This is a genomic window from Corynebacterium sp. KPL4015 (genome assembly GCF_040225725.1).
In the GTDB taxonomy this organism is placed as follows: Bacteria; Actinomycetota; Actinomycetes; order Mycobacteriales; family Mycobacteriaceae; genus Corynebacterium; species Corynebacterium rhinophilum.
In genome coordinates this window covers 1-13,289 of sequence record NZ_JBEHGF010000018.1, presented here as the reverse complement: position 1 = coordinate 13,289, position 13,289 = coordinate 1, and the positions used below count along the sequence as shown (strand labels likewise).

The following is a 13,289-nucleotide window of genomic DNA, read 5'->3' as shown; positions in this document are numbered from 1 at the left end:
TCGGCGCCATGCCGGTGCCGGGCGGACCGGGCCCGCATGGCGTGACCCGGAGGATGTGTCTGAAGGGTTGAAAGGGTGAAGCAACTGGGTGGGGCGCGTCTCCGCACAAGCTCGGAAACGCTCGCGGGCCCGGGACCCGCCGGTTCCGGGTGCCCGTCAAGTCACTGCGGACACCAGGGCGGCGACGAAGGCCGCGGCGGACGCTGCGGCCGCGAACCCGTCACGCACTCGCCAGGGGTGATCGGTGCGGAAGGTGCGCCGCGGATGACGGCCGAAGTTGCGCATCGCCAGGGTCAGGGACAGCTTTTCGGCGCAGCGCACGGCGCTGACGAACAAGGGAAAGGCGATGCACGCGGGCGTCGTCGCGCGAATGAAGCCGGAGCGGAAAGACTGCCCCGGTCGCATCGAGCGCAATCTAATCGCCCATGTCAGATGGGGGATTTCGCTGCGCAGGAACGCCGCGATGCTCACCCCGGAAATCGCTATGGTGCACCATGTGTAGGGAACCCGGAGGCGTTGCACCATGGCGTCGAAAAGCTCCTCGACGCGCATGCACGCGGAGACCAGGACCGTCCCCGCGAACACGGCCGTCAGCAGCAGTCCGTGATGGATGCCGTGGCGGACGGCCTCCGCCGGATCCCCACCGCCGTAGAACTCGGAGCGCCACCCGAGCAGGCCGAAGAACACCCCGATCAACAGGACGAGGAGGACCTTCCCCGCCGTCGCCCGAACGTCGCGTTCCGCGATCGCAGCGAGTGCGAGGAACGCAACCCCCGTCAGCGCGAGAACGGCGTCTCCGCCGGAGAGCAGCCCGGCGACGAGGACGAGCATCACCGCCGCGACGATCGTGATTGCGTTCAACCCCGCGCGCCTCCGAGCGTCGGATTCACCGGTCCAGGGGCTTTCGTCCCCGGACGTCCGTGCGCCGGCCGCGGGCAGTGCGCGATCCCGCCGGGACGACTCCGGGGCAGCCGGCACGTCGGTCGCGGGACCGGACCAGGCGACCTTCCCTTCGGCGACGATGCTCGCCCGATCCGCCCACGTTCGCGCGACACGGCGGTCGTGGCACGTGAACACAACGGTTCCGCCGGCCCCGGCGTATTCCGCCAGCGCATCCAGCACGATGCGCGAGCTCGGCGAATCCAGGTGCGCCAACGGCTCGTCGAGAAGCAGCAAACGGCGATTGGCCGCCACCGCCAGGAAGATGCCCAACCGTCTTTTCTGTCCGCCCGACAGGACGAACGGCGAGACGGGGTCAAGTGCCCGGGGGCACAGGGCTTCCCGCAGTTTCCGCAGCTCATCGGCGCCGAGTGGCCCGTGCGGGTCCGTGCCGGCCAGCGCGGAGTCGATTTCCGCGGCGACGGTCGCGCGGGTGAACTGGTGCTCGGGGTTCTGGAACGCCCACGACGCGAAGGCGTCGGGGGCGCGCCGGGCTGGCTCGCCGTCGATCCGGAGGTCCGCTCCCGCCTTCATCTGGCCCGACAGCACCGCCAGCAAGGTGGACTTACCGGCTCCGTTGGTGCCGACCAGGGCATGGATCTCGCCCCGTTCCAGTGTCAGATCGGCCCCGTTCAGGATCCGCTCCCTGCCCCGGGCCACATGGGCTCCGGTCAAGGCCAGCAGTGGAACGGCGTCCGCCTCCGATTCCGGATCGGCGCCATCCCCGGCTCCCCGGGGCCTTCGCCGCCGGTCCGGACTGAGACGGTCCGGTGCCCCCGTGCCCGGCGTACTGGCGTCCGGCGCTCCGGCGGTCGCGGCCGACGTCGCAATGCCCTTCACCGCGATGCCCTCCGGCGCTCCGTGCGCGGCGACGCTCCCGTCCGCATCGAGGATTGTCACCGTGTCGACCCACCCGTCGAACGGGCGGAGGTCGTGCTCGATGAGCAGGATGACGCGACCCGGGGCCCGCAAATCACGGATGGCGGCGAACAGCGACCGGCGACCGTCCTCGTCGACGTGGGCCGCGGGCTCGTCGAAGATCATGACCTCCGGCGCCCTGGCCACCGCACCGGCGATGGCCATCCGCTGGCGTTGCCCACCCGACAAAGCCCACGGATCCTTCTCCGCGAGCTCTGACAGCCCGAGCTCCGATAGGGCCTCGGCTGATCGCTTGGCGACGATGCCGGCTTCCACGAGGGAAAACTCGAGGGCCATGGACACGTCATCGACGACTCGGAGCGTGAGCACCTGCGTCGCCGGGTCTTGCCCGACGAAGGTGACCCGGTCCCCGTCCACGGGGCGTTCGGTGCCGTCGGCATCGACGATGTGCACGAATCCGGCATGGTCGATGGGGATGTGCGAGGGGATCAGTCCAGCGATAAGGTGGGCCAGGCTCGTCTTTCCGCATCCCACGGGTCCCGTGATGGCGTTGATCGTGCCGAAATCGAAGGAGAGATCCACCATGTCGGGTGCCCATCGCCCATCGGCATGCCGCACGCCCGCGCCACTAACCCGTAACCGGGCCGGGGCCGTCCCGCGTGTCGCACCGGCGCACGCGGGTGCTCCGGCGGTCACCGGGTGACCCCGCGGCTGCGAAGCCCCTTTGCGACGGCAAAGCCCAGGACCAAAAACACCAGGCTCGATGCCAAGGCTACGGCGAAGCTGATCAGGGCCATGGGCGTGGTCAGCGAGTCGACGCCGACTGCGCGCGGGGCCATCGTTCCCATCAGCGCGGAAAACAACATCGCCGATGCCACGAACTGGGGACGCGTCCACCGCCGGTACAGGGTGACCATGAACGGAAGCTCGATGAGCAATCCTTCCACAATCAGCGCCCCGATTGCGGCGACGCCGAATGGGGTGGTCGCCGCGGACACGACGCCCATGGCAAGGCATGCGATGAGGCTCGCGCCAGGCTTGCGGACGACGATGAGGGGAACAACGCACTGCAGGAACCACAACCCGAGCGTCGCCGCGACGAGATAAACGTGGGCGATGCCGGCAAACACCTGCAGGTAAGTCAGGGGCACGATGATGAGAGACCCCGCGACGCCAATCGCGGCGGCGACGAGCATGTCGCGGGTGGATGGTCGGCCACCCGCTGCGACCGGTGCGACGTGCACCAACCGCCCGTCATCCGTCTGCGACGCCACCGCGTCCCCGGCTCCCCCTCCGGAGAGGGGTTCTCCGGTCGATCCACGTTTTCCGTTCATCGTCGCCGCCTCGCTTCCGTTGCCGATTCCCGATCGGGAACACCACCTGAACCAGTATTAGGTTAGGCAATGCTTATCGCATTACGCAAGGCTCAATTTACTGACCTTACCCCCTCACCCCCGTTACCGTGATGGTGCCCCTCACGGGGCGCGGTCACCGGGCCCGGTATGGCTTATCTGCGTGAACATTTCCATAATCCGGGGGTGTTGCCACCGGACACCGGGGACAACCGCTGACAGCTAATAGGGACACGGACCAAACAGAGGTCTCGTCGTAACGTGGGTGCCTGCAACGGATGTCCAAGACACCGGCGACCAGCCGCAACAGAAGGACACCACCATGGAACCGTCCACAACACCCGAAATCATCATCGGCCTCGACGTCGGCAAAACCGGCCACCATGCCTGCGCGCTGACCAACACCGGCGAGAGAATTTACGACAAACCACTGCCCCAAGACGAAGCCGCACGGCGCGAAATCTTCGCGTCCATGCAAGCCCACGGCAGCGTTCTCATGGTCATCGATCAACCCAACACGATCGGCGCCCTGCCCATCGCCGTGGCCCGCGACTGCGGTTGCACGGTCGGAGACCTCCCCGACCTAGCCATGCGAAAAGCAGCCGATCTCTACCCTGGACGATCAAAAACCGCCGCCGGAATGCATTCATCATCGCCGACACCGCCCGCACCATGCCGCACACACTGCGGGCAGTCGACCGCGACGACGAGACACTAGCAGCGCTGAAGATGCTCGCCGGATTCCACGATGACATCGCCAAAGACGCCACCCGAACGAAAAACCGCCTTCGCAGCGTGCTCACACAGATTCACCCCGCACTCGAGCGCGTCTTTGCAGGCGAGATTCTCTCGCGCACGCTGGTGCTGGACTCGCTCATCCACTACGAAGGTCCGACAAAACTGGCCGCCGCAGGTCGAGGCCGGGTCCTGAAGTGGATGCGCAACCGCGCCAAGAAGGATCCTGCTTCCCTGGTTGACGCAATTTTCGCCGCCCTTGCCGAGCAAACTGTCACGGTACCCGGCACTGCGGCAGCAGAATTGGTCATTCCCCAGCTGGCGGCGAACATCAAAGCGCTTCTAGCACAGCGCGACACGATCGCCGGACAAGTCGAGGAGATGCTCGAATCGTTCTCTCTTACCCAGGTCTTGATGTCGATGCCCGGCGTAGGCATCGAGACCGCCTCTAGCATCTTGTTGTCCATCGGCGATTGCCAGGACTTCGCCGACGCCGCGCACTTGGCCGCTTACGCCGGCATCGCGCCGACCACCCGGCAGTCGGGTACGTCGGCCCGCGGCGAGTTTCCCACCAAGGCCGACAATAAACAGTTGAAAAACGCGATGTTTCGATCGGCGTGGATCGCGTCGAACTGCCATCCCGCATCGCGCGACTACTACCTGCGTAAACGGGCTGAAGGACAGAAACACAATGCCGCGGTGATGTGGCTTGCCCGGAGCCGCTGCAACGTCATCTATGCCCTGTTGACTCGGTGTGAGTTCTTCCGAGAAATCCCTGCTAGAACCATCGCCACGGCTGCGTAGGCCGCTGCGCTGATCACCGCCGGCCCGCACGATGCGGCCCGGCGATCAGTCATGGCTACCCCCATACGATGTACGTGAAAGTCTCGCCTGACTATTGACAATCCACATAGGGACCCCCACGCGAATCGGGACCGAGTGGCGGCCGACCCCTCGGCCCAACAGCGCCCGGGGCCGCGCAGAACCAGGTCCACCAGCGGTAGGCGATAGCGGCCTCCCGCACCGAAAGCTCCGTCCCCCTCCCCTGCCCTCCCCATCGCCTCACCCCCGTGATTTAGGAGGGGGAAGAGGGCGTTCGAGGGTTCAACAGCTCAAGCCCAGGACCGCCGACTTAGAGCTCGTCGATGTGCTTGCGCTTCGGGTAAACACGCGGGCGAGCACCGGCAATCTCCTCAGCGATGCGAACGACCTGGTTGGAGTAACCGAACTCGTTGTCGTACCAGACGTAGAGCACCAAGTGCTTGCCGGAGGCAATGGTGGCGATGCCATCAACGATGCCGGCATTGGTATTGCCCACGAAGTCACTAGAGACGACCTCTGGGGAGGCAATGTAGGAAATCTGCTGGCGCAGATCCGAATGCAGGGAGACATTGCGCAGGAAGTCATTGACCTCATCACGGTCGACTTCTTGCTCCAGCTCCAGGTTAAGCACCGCCATGGACACGTCCGGGGTGGGAACGCGGATGGCGTTACCGGTCAGCTTGCCTTCGAACTCAGGCAGGGCCTTGGCCACGGCCTTGGCAGCACCGGTGGCGGCAAGCACCATGTTCAGGCCAGCGGCGCGGCCGCGGCGCTCGCCCTTGTGGTAGTTATCAATGAGGTTTTGGTCATTGGTAAACGAGTGCGCGGTTTCCACGTGGCCGTGCGCCACGCCGTAGCGGTCATTGATGACCTTGAGCACCGGGGTGATGCCGTTGGTGGTGCACGATGCGGCGGAGAGGATCTTATCGTCATCGGTAATGGCGGAATCATTGATGCCAAAGACGATGTTTTTAATATCTCCCTTGCCCGGTGCGGTCAGCAGCACGCGGGCCACTCCCTTGGCCTTAAGGTGCTGGGACAGGCCTTCCTTATCGCGCCAAACACCGGTGTTATCTACCAGCACGGCGTTGTTGATGCCGTATTCGGTGTAATCGATCGTGGCTGGGTCGTTGGCGTAGATCATCTGGATCTTCGTACCATTGGCCCAGATAACCTGTTCTTCCTCATCCACGCTGATGGTGCCGTTGAAGGCACCGTGGACGGAATCGCGGCGCAGGAGGCTGGCGCGCTTGATGATGTCCCCTTCGCCCTTATTGCGCACCACGATCGCGCGCAGGCGCACGCCGCCGTAAGCGGCTTCGCGGGCGACGAGGATGCGGGCAAGGAGGCGGCCGATGCGGCCAAAGCCGTAGAGCACGACATCGGTTGGGTCGATGTCTTCGCCGGCACCGACGATTTCCGTGAGTTCATCTTCGAGGTAGCGGCGCAGGTCATCTTCGCCCGACTCTTCAAAGCCCAGTAGGAGGCGTCCGACGTCGATGGATGCGGAGCTTAGGTTCATATCCGCAAGTTCGGACAGGATGGGCAGGGTTTCTGCCGTGGAGAGCTGGCGCTGGGCAATGCGGCGTCCGTAGCGGTGGGACTTGATGATGTCGATATCGGTCTGCCCAACCAGCGGGCGGCCGAAGATGGTGGCGACGACGTTGTTATTGCGGTGCAGTTGGTGGATGAGGGGAATCATCTGTTGCGCCAATTCGAGGCGCTCGTTCCAGTCATCATGTCCAATATGTGCGTTCGCAGTCACGAGGCTCCATCCATTTCTATTTCGGGGGTGGCTAGAAATCTTCGCCCCAAATTTTAGCGTGTCTTAGTGTTTGTTTTGGCATAGGGAGTCCAGAATGTCTGCGACACTACCCCCGCGGATTTTGGCAGCCGGCTCACCTACGAGGCAGTAGGCTACGGCGTCATCGTGCTGCGCTCGGCGTTCCTTGAGCACGGAATTAAGCATGGGATATACCGGGGGTAAATCGGGGTGAGTGCGGGTGTAGTCAGTCTCCAGGCCGCGGGCATGGCGTCCGGAAAAGGCGCGGGTGGATACGGTGGCCCCGCCGCGCCGGAGAAGCTTACGGTTGTAGTCACTGGTTCCGGCTTCTTTACTCAGCAAGAAGGCAGAGCCGCACGATGCGGCGGCCACGCCGGGCAGGCTTAATACCTGGGTTGCCTCTACTGCCGTGCGCAGCCCACCTGCGGCAATCAGCGGGATGCTCGGTGCGACGGCGTGGACGGCTTCGTGGACTGCGGCGATGAGATCTGGCAGGGGTCGATCGTCTGGAAGCGCGGTGCGGTCCCACGTGCCGCGGTGCCCGCCGGCATAAGGGCCCTGTACGCACAGCGCATCCACTCCCAGCTTGGCGGCGGCGCGGGCCTCGCCTGGCGTGGTGACGGTGGTCCAAGCCTCGGCACCCGCGGCGTGGATGCGGGCAAGCTGCTCAGAGTCAAAGGTGCCGAACATGGACCACACGACGCGCGCGCCGCCCTGCAGCGCCAGCTCGAGCTTGTCGTGGAAGCCAAAGGAATAATCGGGATCCGGTAGCGAGGCATCTTCGGCCGCGGCCAGTTCCGCGGCGGCGGCCAACTGCTCAGGAGTTAACGGATCCTGCGGGCAAAACAGGTTCACCCCAAAGGGGATGCCGGCGCAGGCATCAATCTGGCTGCGGGCAGAATCCACGCTGGCAGACCCAAGCCCCAAGGTGCCAAAGGAGCCGGCCTGATGCGCAGCGCGCACCAGATCCACGGTGGTAGGCCCGCCCGCCATGGGCGCTGGTATTACGGTTCGGCGCAAAGATTGAATAACCTGGCTCATAGGAAACTACTGTACCGAGCTAGAAAGGCGCATTCGTGGCAGCTTTGAAAGATTTTATTGCCCGGTTTTTCGGCGGGCCCCCGCAAGCGCAGCAGGGGCAGGGTCCGGCCGAGTTAGAAGCAGACTGGCTCATCATTGGCCTGGGCAACCCCGGGGCGAAATACGCCGCCACGCGCCATAACGTGGGATACATGGCCGTGGACGATGTGCTGGCCCAAGGCGGCGACGTGCTCGAGCCGGTGCGCGGGATGGACCTCGAGGTAGCCCCGCTGCGCTGGGGCGATACCCGCGTCCTGGCGGTGCGCACGACAACGTTTATGAATCTCTCCGGTGATCCGATTGCCCCGCTGGCGCAAGCTTTGGGAATTGCGGCGGACCACATCATCGTCATTCACGATGAACTAGATCTGCCTGCCAATAAAATTCGACTAAAGCAAGGCGGCAATGAAAATGGGCACAACGGGCTGAAATCGCTGACGCACAACCTGGGCACGCGGGATTATGTGCGCGTGCGCATTGGCATTGCGCGCCCGCCGAAGGGTTCGTCGATTCCGGATTATGTCTTAGCGCCTGTCGATGCCGGCCCCGGCTTCGATACCGCCATTGCGTCCGCCGCCGAAGCCGCCCGGCTCATCGCCACGCACGGGCTCGTACAAGCGCAAAACCGCATTCATTCGCGCTAGGACTGGGAAAATTTCTCCAGCGCCTGTGGGCTGCCGGCGGCGACGATGAAGTCGGTGGGGGCGAGCTGGGTGGCATCGGCAAGCGGGGCCCAAGCACCCTCCGCCTGGCAGACCGACACCAACTGCACGTGGTGGGTGCGCCAAACCTCGCCCAAATCGAGCGGGCGGCCCGTGACCGAGGAGGGCGCGGCCATCTGGGTCACGCCGTAGTACGGGGCGATCTCAGCAAAGTCGCGGAAGCGCCCGCCCAAGAGGTAGGCTACGCGACGGCCGGTATCGCGCTCGGGGCGGATGACGTGGTGGGCGCCAATCTGGCGCAGGATGCGTTCGTGGGCCTCCGAATTAGCCTTGGCCCAAATATCTTTGACCCCCAGCTCCACCAGGTTGGAGACAGTGAGGATGGACGCCTCCAGGTGCGAGCCGATGCCCACGATGACCCGCTCCACCTCGTCGATGCCCAGCTGGCGCAGCGCCGCCGGATCGGTGGTATCGGCCGAAATGGCCTCGGTTAAGTGCGGCGCTCGTTCGCGCACGATCTTTTCATCGGAGTCGATTCCAAGGACCTCTACCCCATGGCCCATGAGCTCGCTAGCCAGGGAGCAACCAAACCGCCCCAAGCCAATGACGACGACAGGGGCAATGTCGAGGGTGGCGCGGGAGTGGCCCAACGCCTTAAAAATGCTAGCCAATGAAGGGCCTTTCTTCGGGGTAGCTATAGCGGCGACTGAGGTTCTTGGCCGCCAACGCTGCTACCAGGGTGGTTGGACCAACGCGGCCCAGGTACATGATGAAACACAGCACGATTTGTGAGGGTGCGGACAAGCTGGCGGTAATCCCGGTGGATAGGCCCACGGTGGCAAAGGCGGACATGACCTCAAAGGAGACCTGATCACCGCTAAATTGCGGGTCGAAAAAGCGCAGTGCCGCCACGCCCAGGGTCACCACCAGCACGCCAGCAAAGCTCAATGCTAGCGCCTGTCGGGTCACACTATGGGGAAGGCTGCGGTGGTAGATGGAGGTCTTTTCCTTGCCCAAGAACTCAGCGGCCATGGCGGCCAATAGTACGCACGCGGTGGTGACCTTGATGCCGCCGGCGGTACCGGCCGAGCCGCCGCCGATAAACATCAAGATATCGGTGCCCATGAGCGTCACCGGGTGGACCTCGCCGTAGTCAAAGGTATTAAAACCGGCCGTGCGCGGGGATACGCTGGTAAAGAACGAGTTGAGGAGCTTGTCGCCCCACGCCATCGGTGCCAGTACGCCATTCCACTCCGTCAAGGCAAAAAATATCGTGCCGGCCACAATGAGCACGCCGGTTGCCGCCAGCGTCATCCGCGCGGTAATAGAGATGCGACGCATCGCCTCCGACCCGCGCCGCAGGTGGCGCATCAATTCCGCCCAGACTGGAAAACCCAGCCCGCCGCCAATGACCGCTCCGGCCAGCGGCATTAGTATCCAGGCATCGCCCACAAACGGCACGAGGTTATCGCTATTGGTGCTAAACCCAGCGTTATTGAACGCCGAAATGGCATGAAAGATGCCCTCCCATAACGCCCGCGGGAAGGAATGCCCGTAGCCCACCATCAGGCGCGCGGTGACCGCCACAGCGATAATGCTTTCTACCACCGCGGTAAAGGCGAAGGTAAAAATCAGGGTGCGGCGGATGCCACCGGCGAGGATGGGCCGGCTTTCATAGGCGCCGGTCTTGCGCGCCTTAAAGCTAATCCGGCCGGTTAAAAGCAGGCCGGATAGCGAGGCCAGCGACATAATCCCCAAACCGCCCAGTTGGATAAGGGCCAAGATGACCACTTGCCCGGCTGGACTCCAGAAACTGCCGGTATCAACCACGACCAGCCCGGTCAACGAGACCGCGGAGGTCGCGGTAAAGAGGGCGGATAAAAACGAGGCGCGGGAATCTCCCGCCTCGGCGAACGGCAGCAATAACAAAACCGTTCCTATCAGGATGAGCAGTAGAAACCCGGTGGCGGTTAGCCGCGCTGGTCCCCATTGCCGCAGAAAAAGCAGGCGCTTCACAAGCCGGAAGTATAGACCTGTCCAGCCCCACGCGGAACTGTGCGGCGCGACGCCGCGGACAAATATCACGAACGAATGTCGCGGACGGATGTCGCGTCCATAGCTAGAATCTAGCCTATGACTTCGCCGTACTCCGCTGCTAGGACCATCGTGATCACCGGGGCATCGTCAGGCATTGGTGCCGCAGCCGCCCGGCAGATTCACCGCACCCGCCCGCAGGATAACCTCGTCATCATCGGCCGCAATCCGGACAAGACCAAGGCCGTTGCACAGGAAGTGGACGGGCAGTATTTCCTCGCCGATTTCGAATCGCTTGCTGAGGTCCGCCAACTGGCTGATGACCTGCAACAACTAGAGCGCATCGATGCCTTGGGCAATAATGCCGGCGGCATCTTCGATGGCCCTACCATGACCGCTGATGGGTTCGAGCGCACGTGGCAGGTCAATGTCGTCGCACCTTTCCTTTTGACATCTCTGTTGCAAGAAAAGCTGCGCGATAGTAGCGCCACCGTGGTCAATACGGCGTCGTTGGCCAATATGCTGATCTCAAATTTCGATCCGGCGGATCCCAATACGCTGGAGCATTTCAGCCCAGAGCGCGCATACGGCAATGCCAAGCTAGCGGATATCTTGCTCGCCCGCTTTATCGATGCCCACGGCATCAACGCGGTGTCCTTTCACCCAGGCGTTTTAGCCACCGAGTTTGGCAAGTCCTCTAAGGGGCTGACCGGCAAGTTGTACTCCGGGGTCATCGGCAAGGCCTTTGGCACCGCAGAGGCCGGCGGCGAGAACTTGGCCTACTTCCTCACCGGCACCGAGGGCATCCATTTTCAGTCCGGGGAATACTACAATAATAAACGCACGCTGGGCGTGCAGCGCCCGATTGCGAAGAATACCTCTGTGGCACACCGCGTCTTTGAGGATCTGGGCCGCCGCCTCAATGTGGAGTGGTAGCGGGAAACCACTAGACTATGGCGCATGAGTTCTGTCGCTTTTGAGGCCTCGCGCCGCCGCACGTTCGCCGTTATCGCCCACCCGGATGCCGGTAAGTCCACGCTGACGGAGGCGCTGGCGCTGCATGCGCACGTGATTAATGAGGCCGGCGCGGTCCACGGCAAGGGCAACCGCAAGTCCACCGTGTCTGACTGGATGGACATGGAGAAAAACCGCGGCATCTCCGTCGCCTCGTCCGCGCTGCAGTTTGAATACGCCCCGGAGGGACACGAGGGCGAGCCTTATATGATCAACCTGGTTGATACCCCAGGTCACGCGGACTTTTCGGAGGATACCTACCGCGTGCTCACCGCGGTAGATGCCGCAGTGATGCTTATCGATGCCGCCAAGGGCCTCGAGCCACAAACCCTCAAGCTCTTCCGCGTTTGTAAGGCGCGCGGGCTGCCCATCGTCACAGTGATCAACAAGTGGGACCGCGTGGGCCGCGAGCCACTCGAGCTCGTTGATGAAATCGTAAACGAAATCCAGTTGCAGCCCACCCCGCTGTACTGGCCGGTGGGCATCGCGGGCGATTTCCGCGGCCTGGCCCACATCAATGATGACGGCGAGGCCGATAACTACATCCACTTCATCCGCACCGCCGGTGGTTCCACCATCGCGCCGGAAGAGCACTACAATCCTGCGGCCGCTGAAGAAAAGGAAGAGGATGTGTGGGAAACCGCGGTAGAGGAAGCCGAGCTGCTTGCTGCCGATGGCGCCCTGCACGATCAAGAACTTTTTGAGCAGTGCGTGACCTCCCCGCTCATCTTCGCCTCGGCAATGCTGAACTTCGGTGTCCACCAGATCCTGGATACCTTGTGTGCCATCGCCCCAGCGCCGCATTCCCGCGAATCCGATCCCAAGGCCGTGGAGGCAGCCACCAGCGCTATCGATGAGGTCCGCGAGGTAGCCGATGACTTCTCCGGCGTCGTCTTCAAGGTGCAGGCGGGCATGGACCAAAAACACCGCGACAACTTGGCGTTTATGCGCGTGGTCTCCGGCGAATTCGAGCGCGGAATGCAGGTCAACCACGCCCAATCCGGCCGCAGTTTTTCCACCAAGTATGCGCTGACGGTCTTTGGCCGCACCCGCGATACCGTGGATACCGCTTACCCAGGCGATATCGTGGGCCTCGTCAACGCGGGCTCGCTAGCACCCGGTGACACCATCTATTCCGGCAAAAAGGTGCAGTTCAAGCCCATGCCCCAATTCGCCCCGGAGGCCTTCCGCATCTTGCGCGCGAAATCGCTGGGCAAGTACAAGGCCTTCCGCAAGGGCTTGGAACAGCTCTCGGCCGAAGGCGTAGTGCAGGTCCTGCGCAACGATGCGCGCGGTGATGCTTCCCCGGTCATGGCGGCGGTCGGCCCCATGCAGTTCGAGGTCATGCAGGCCCGCATGGAATTCGAATACAACGTCGAAACCGTCACCGAGCCCATCCCCTACTCCGTGGCGCGGCGCACCGATGCCGAATCCGCACCGGAACTCGGCCGCCAGCGCGGCGTGGAGATCTTCACCCGCCAAGACGGCGAGCTCATCGCCCTATTTGGCGATAAGTGGAAGCTCGCCTTCATTGAAAAGGAACACCCAGAGCTGACCATGGAGACCTTGGTCGCGGATTAATAGAGCGGCTGCCCCGTCAGAGCAGCATGACCGGGATGACCACGATCTTCATGAACTGCGCCACCACGATGGTGGAGGTATAGCCGGTAAGGATGCGCGAATCCGAGCTGGCACCCGTGGCGTAATTGACCACCGCGGGCTGGCCAAAAAGCCCGGAAATGCCGCCTGAGGTGCGGGTTTCGGATTGCCCCATAAAACGGCTGGCCACCGCGAAAATCCCGATGATAATAACGGCGATGATCGCAGCCAGCACCATGGATTTCAGACCCATCCAGGAAAAGGCGGTGGAGACAAAGGCCTCGCCGGAGGACAAGCCCACCGAAGCCAAGAAGATGAACTGCTCCCCATTAGTTGGACTGAGAAATCAGTTACCGACTAGTGGGGAGTAGTTTTCTTTGAGAGTACGAA

General features: G+C 63.2%; 10 protein-coding genes and 1 pseudogene. 4 read left to right on the top strand and 7 right to left on the bottom strand.

Annotated features, from left to right (window positions below; genetic code table 11):
• Positions 1-156: 156 nt before the first annotated feature.
• Both ABRP64_RS11700 and ABRP64_RS07775 read right to left on the bottom strand, forming a co-directional pair.
• A complete protein-coding gene (locus ABRP64_RS11700) occupies positions 157-2,403 on the bottom strand; it encodes an ATP-binding cassette domain-containing protein (RefSeq protein WP_284854085.1) in 2,247 nt (748 codons plus the stop codon).
• A 107-nt stretch (positions 2,404-2,510) separates the two neighbouring features.
• Complete coding sequence (locus tag ABRP64_RS07775) at positions 2,511-3,152, bottom strand: ECF transporter S component (protein WP_070732999.1); 642 nt, start codon at positions 3,150-3,152, stop codon at positions 2,511-2,513.
• A gap of 340 nt (positions 3,153-3,492) precedes the next feature.
• Between ABRP64_RS07775 and ABRP64_RS07770 the strand changes: the two are divergent.
• Positions 3,493-4,709, top strand: a pseudogene (locus ABRP64_RS07770) (IS110 family RNA-guided transposase).
• Between the two features lie 328 nt (positions 4,710-5,037).
• Here ABRP64_RS07770 and ABRP64_RS07765 read toward each other — a convergent pair.
• A complete protein-coding gene (locus ABRP64_RS07765; protein WP_284771087.1) occupies positions 5,038-6,492 on the bottom strand; it encodes a glyceraldehyde-3-phosphate dehydrogenase in 1,455 nt (484 codons plus the stop codon).
• Positions 6,493-6,555: 63 nt separating this feature from the next.
• Complete coding sequence (locus ABRP64_RS07760; RefSeq protein ID WP_349866031.1) at positions 6,556-7,551, bottom strand: nitronate monooxygenase; 996 nt, start codon at positions 7,549-7,551, stop codon at positions 6,556-6,558.
• 35 nt (positions 7,552-7,586) lie between these two features.
• On the opposite strand from ABRP64_RS07760, the gene pth reads away from it, so the two are divergent.
• Complete coding sequence (gene pth, locus ABRP64_RS07755; protein WP_502880522.1) at positions 7,587-8,234, top strand: aminoacyl-tRNA hydrolase; 648 nt, start codon at positions 7,587-7,589, stop codon at positions 8,232-8,234.
• Here the strand turns inward: pth and ABRP64_RS07750 are convergent.
• Positions 8,231-8,923: a potassium channel family protein gene (locus ABRP64_RS07750; RefSeq protein ID WP_005279976.1), complete on the bottom strand. Its 693-nt coding sequence runs from the start codon at positions 8,921-8,923 to the stop codon at positions 8,231-8,233. The two genes, pth and ABRP64_RS07750, sit on opposite strands and share 4 nt — an antisense overlap.
• Entirely contained in the window at positions 8,916-10,268 is a 1,353-nt protein-coding gene (locus tag ABRP64_RS07745; protein ID WP_349866029.1) for a TrkH family potassium uptake protein, read from the bottom strand. Before ABRP64_RS07745 ends, ABRP64_RS07750 begins: the two co-directional genes overlap by 8 nt.
• A gap of 117 nt (positions 10,269-10,385) precedes the next feature.
• Between ABRP64_RS07745 and ABRP64_RS07740 the strand changes: the two genes are divergently transcribed.
• Positions 10,386-11,222: an SDR family NAD(P)-dependent oxidoreductase gene (locus tag ABRP64_RS07740; RefSeq protein WP_296088434.1), complete on the top strand. Its 837-nt coding sequence runs from the start codon at positions 10,386-10,388 to the stop codon at positions 11,220-11,222.
• 24 nt (positions 11,223-11,246) lie between these two features.
• Entirely contained in the window at positions 11,247-12,881 is a 1,635-nt protein-coding gene (locus ABRP64_RS07735; protein WP_349866027.1) for a peptide chain release factor 3, read from the top strand.
• Between the two features lie 16 nt (positions 12,882-12,897).
• On the opposite strand, the gene ABRP64_RS07730 is transcribed toward ABRP64_RS07735, so the two are convergent.
• A complete protein-coding gene (locus ABRP64_RS07730; protein WP_349866025.1) occupies positions 12,898-13,209 on the bottom strand; it encodes an aspartate-alanine antiporter-like transporter in 312 nt (103 codons plus the stop codon).
• Positions 13,210-13,289: the final 80 nt, after the last annotated feature.

Excerpts from the sequence above, each read along its gene's own strand:
- ABRP64_RS11700 (WP_284854085.1), bottom strand. The coding sequence starts at position 2,403 with ATGGTGGATCTCTCCTTCGATTTCGGCACGATCAACGCCATCACGGGA.
- ABRP64_RS07775 (WP_070732999.1), bottom strand. The coding sequence starts at position 3,152 with ATGAACGGAAAACGTGGATCGACCGGAGAACCCCTCTCCGGAGGGGGA.
- ABRP64_RS07760 (WP_349866031.1), bottom strand. The coding sequence starts at position 7,551 with ATGAGCCAGGTTATTCAATCTTTGCGCCGAACCGTAATACCAGCGCCC.
- ABRP64_RS07740 (WP_296088434.1), top strand. The coding sequence starts at position 10,386 with ATGACTTCGCCGTACTCCGCTGCTAGGACCATCGTGATCACCGGGGCA.
- ABRP64_RS07735 (WP_349866027.1), top strand. The coding sequence starts at position 11,247 with ATGAGTTCTGTCGCTTTTGAGGCCTCGCGCCGCCGCACGTTCGCCGTT.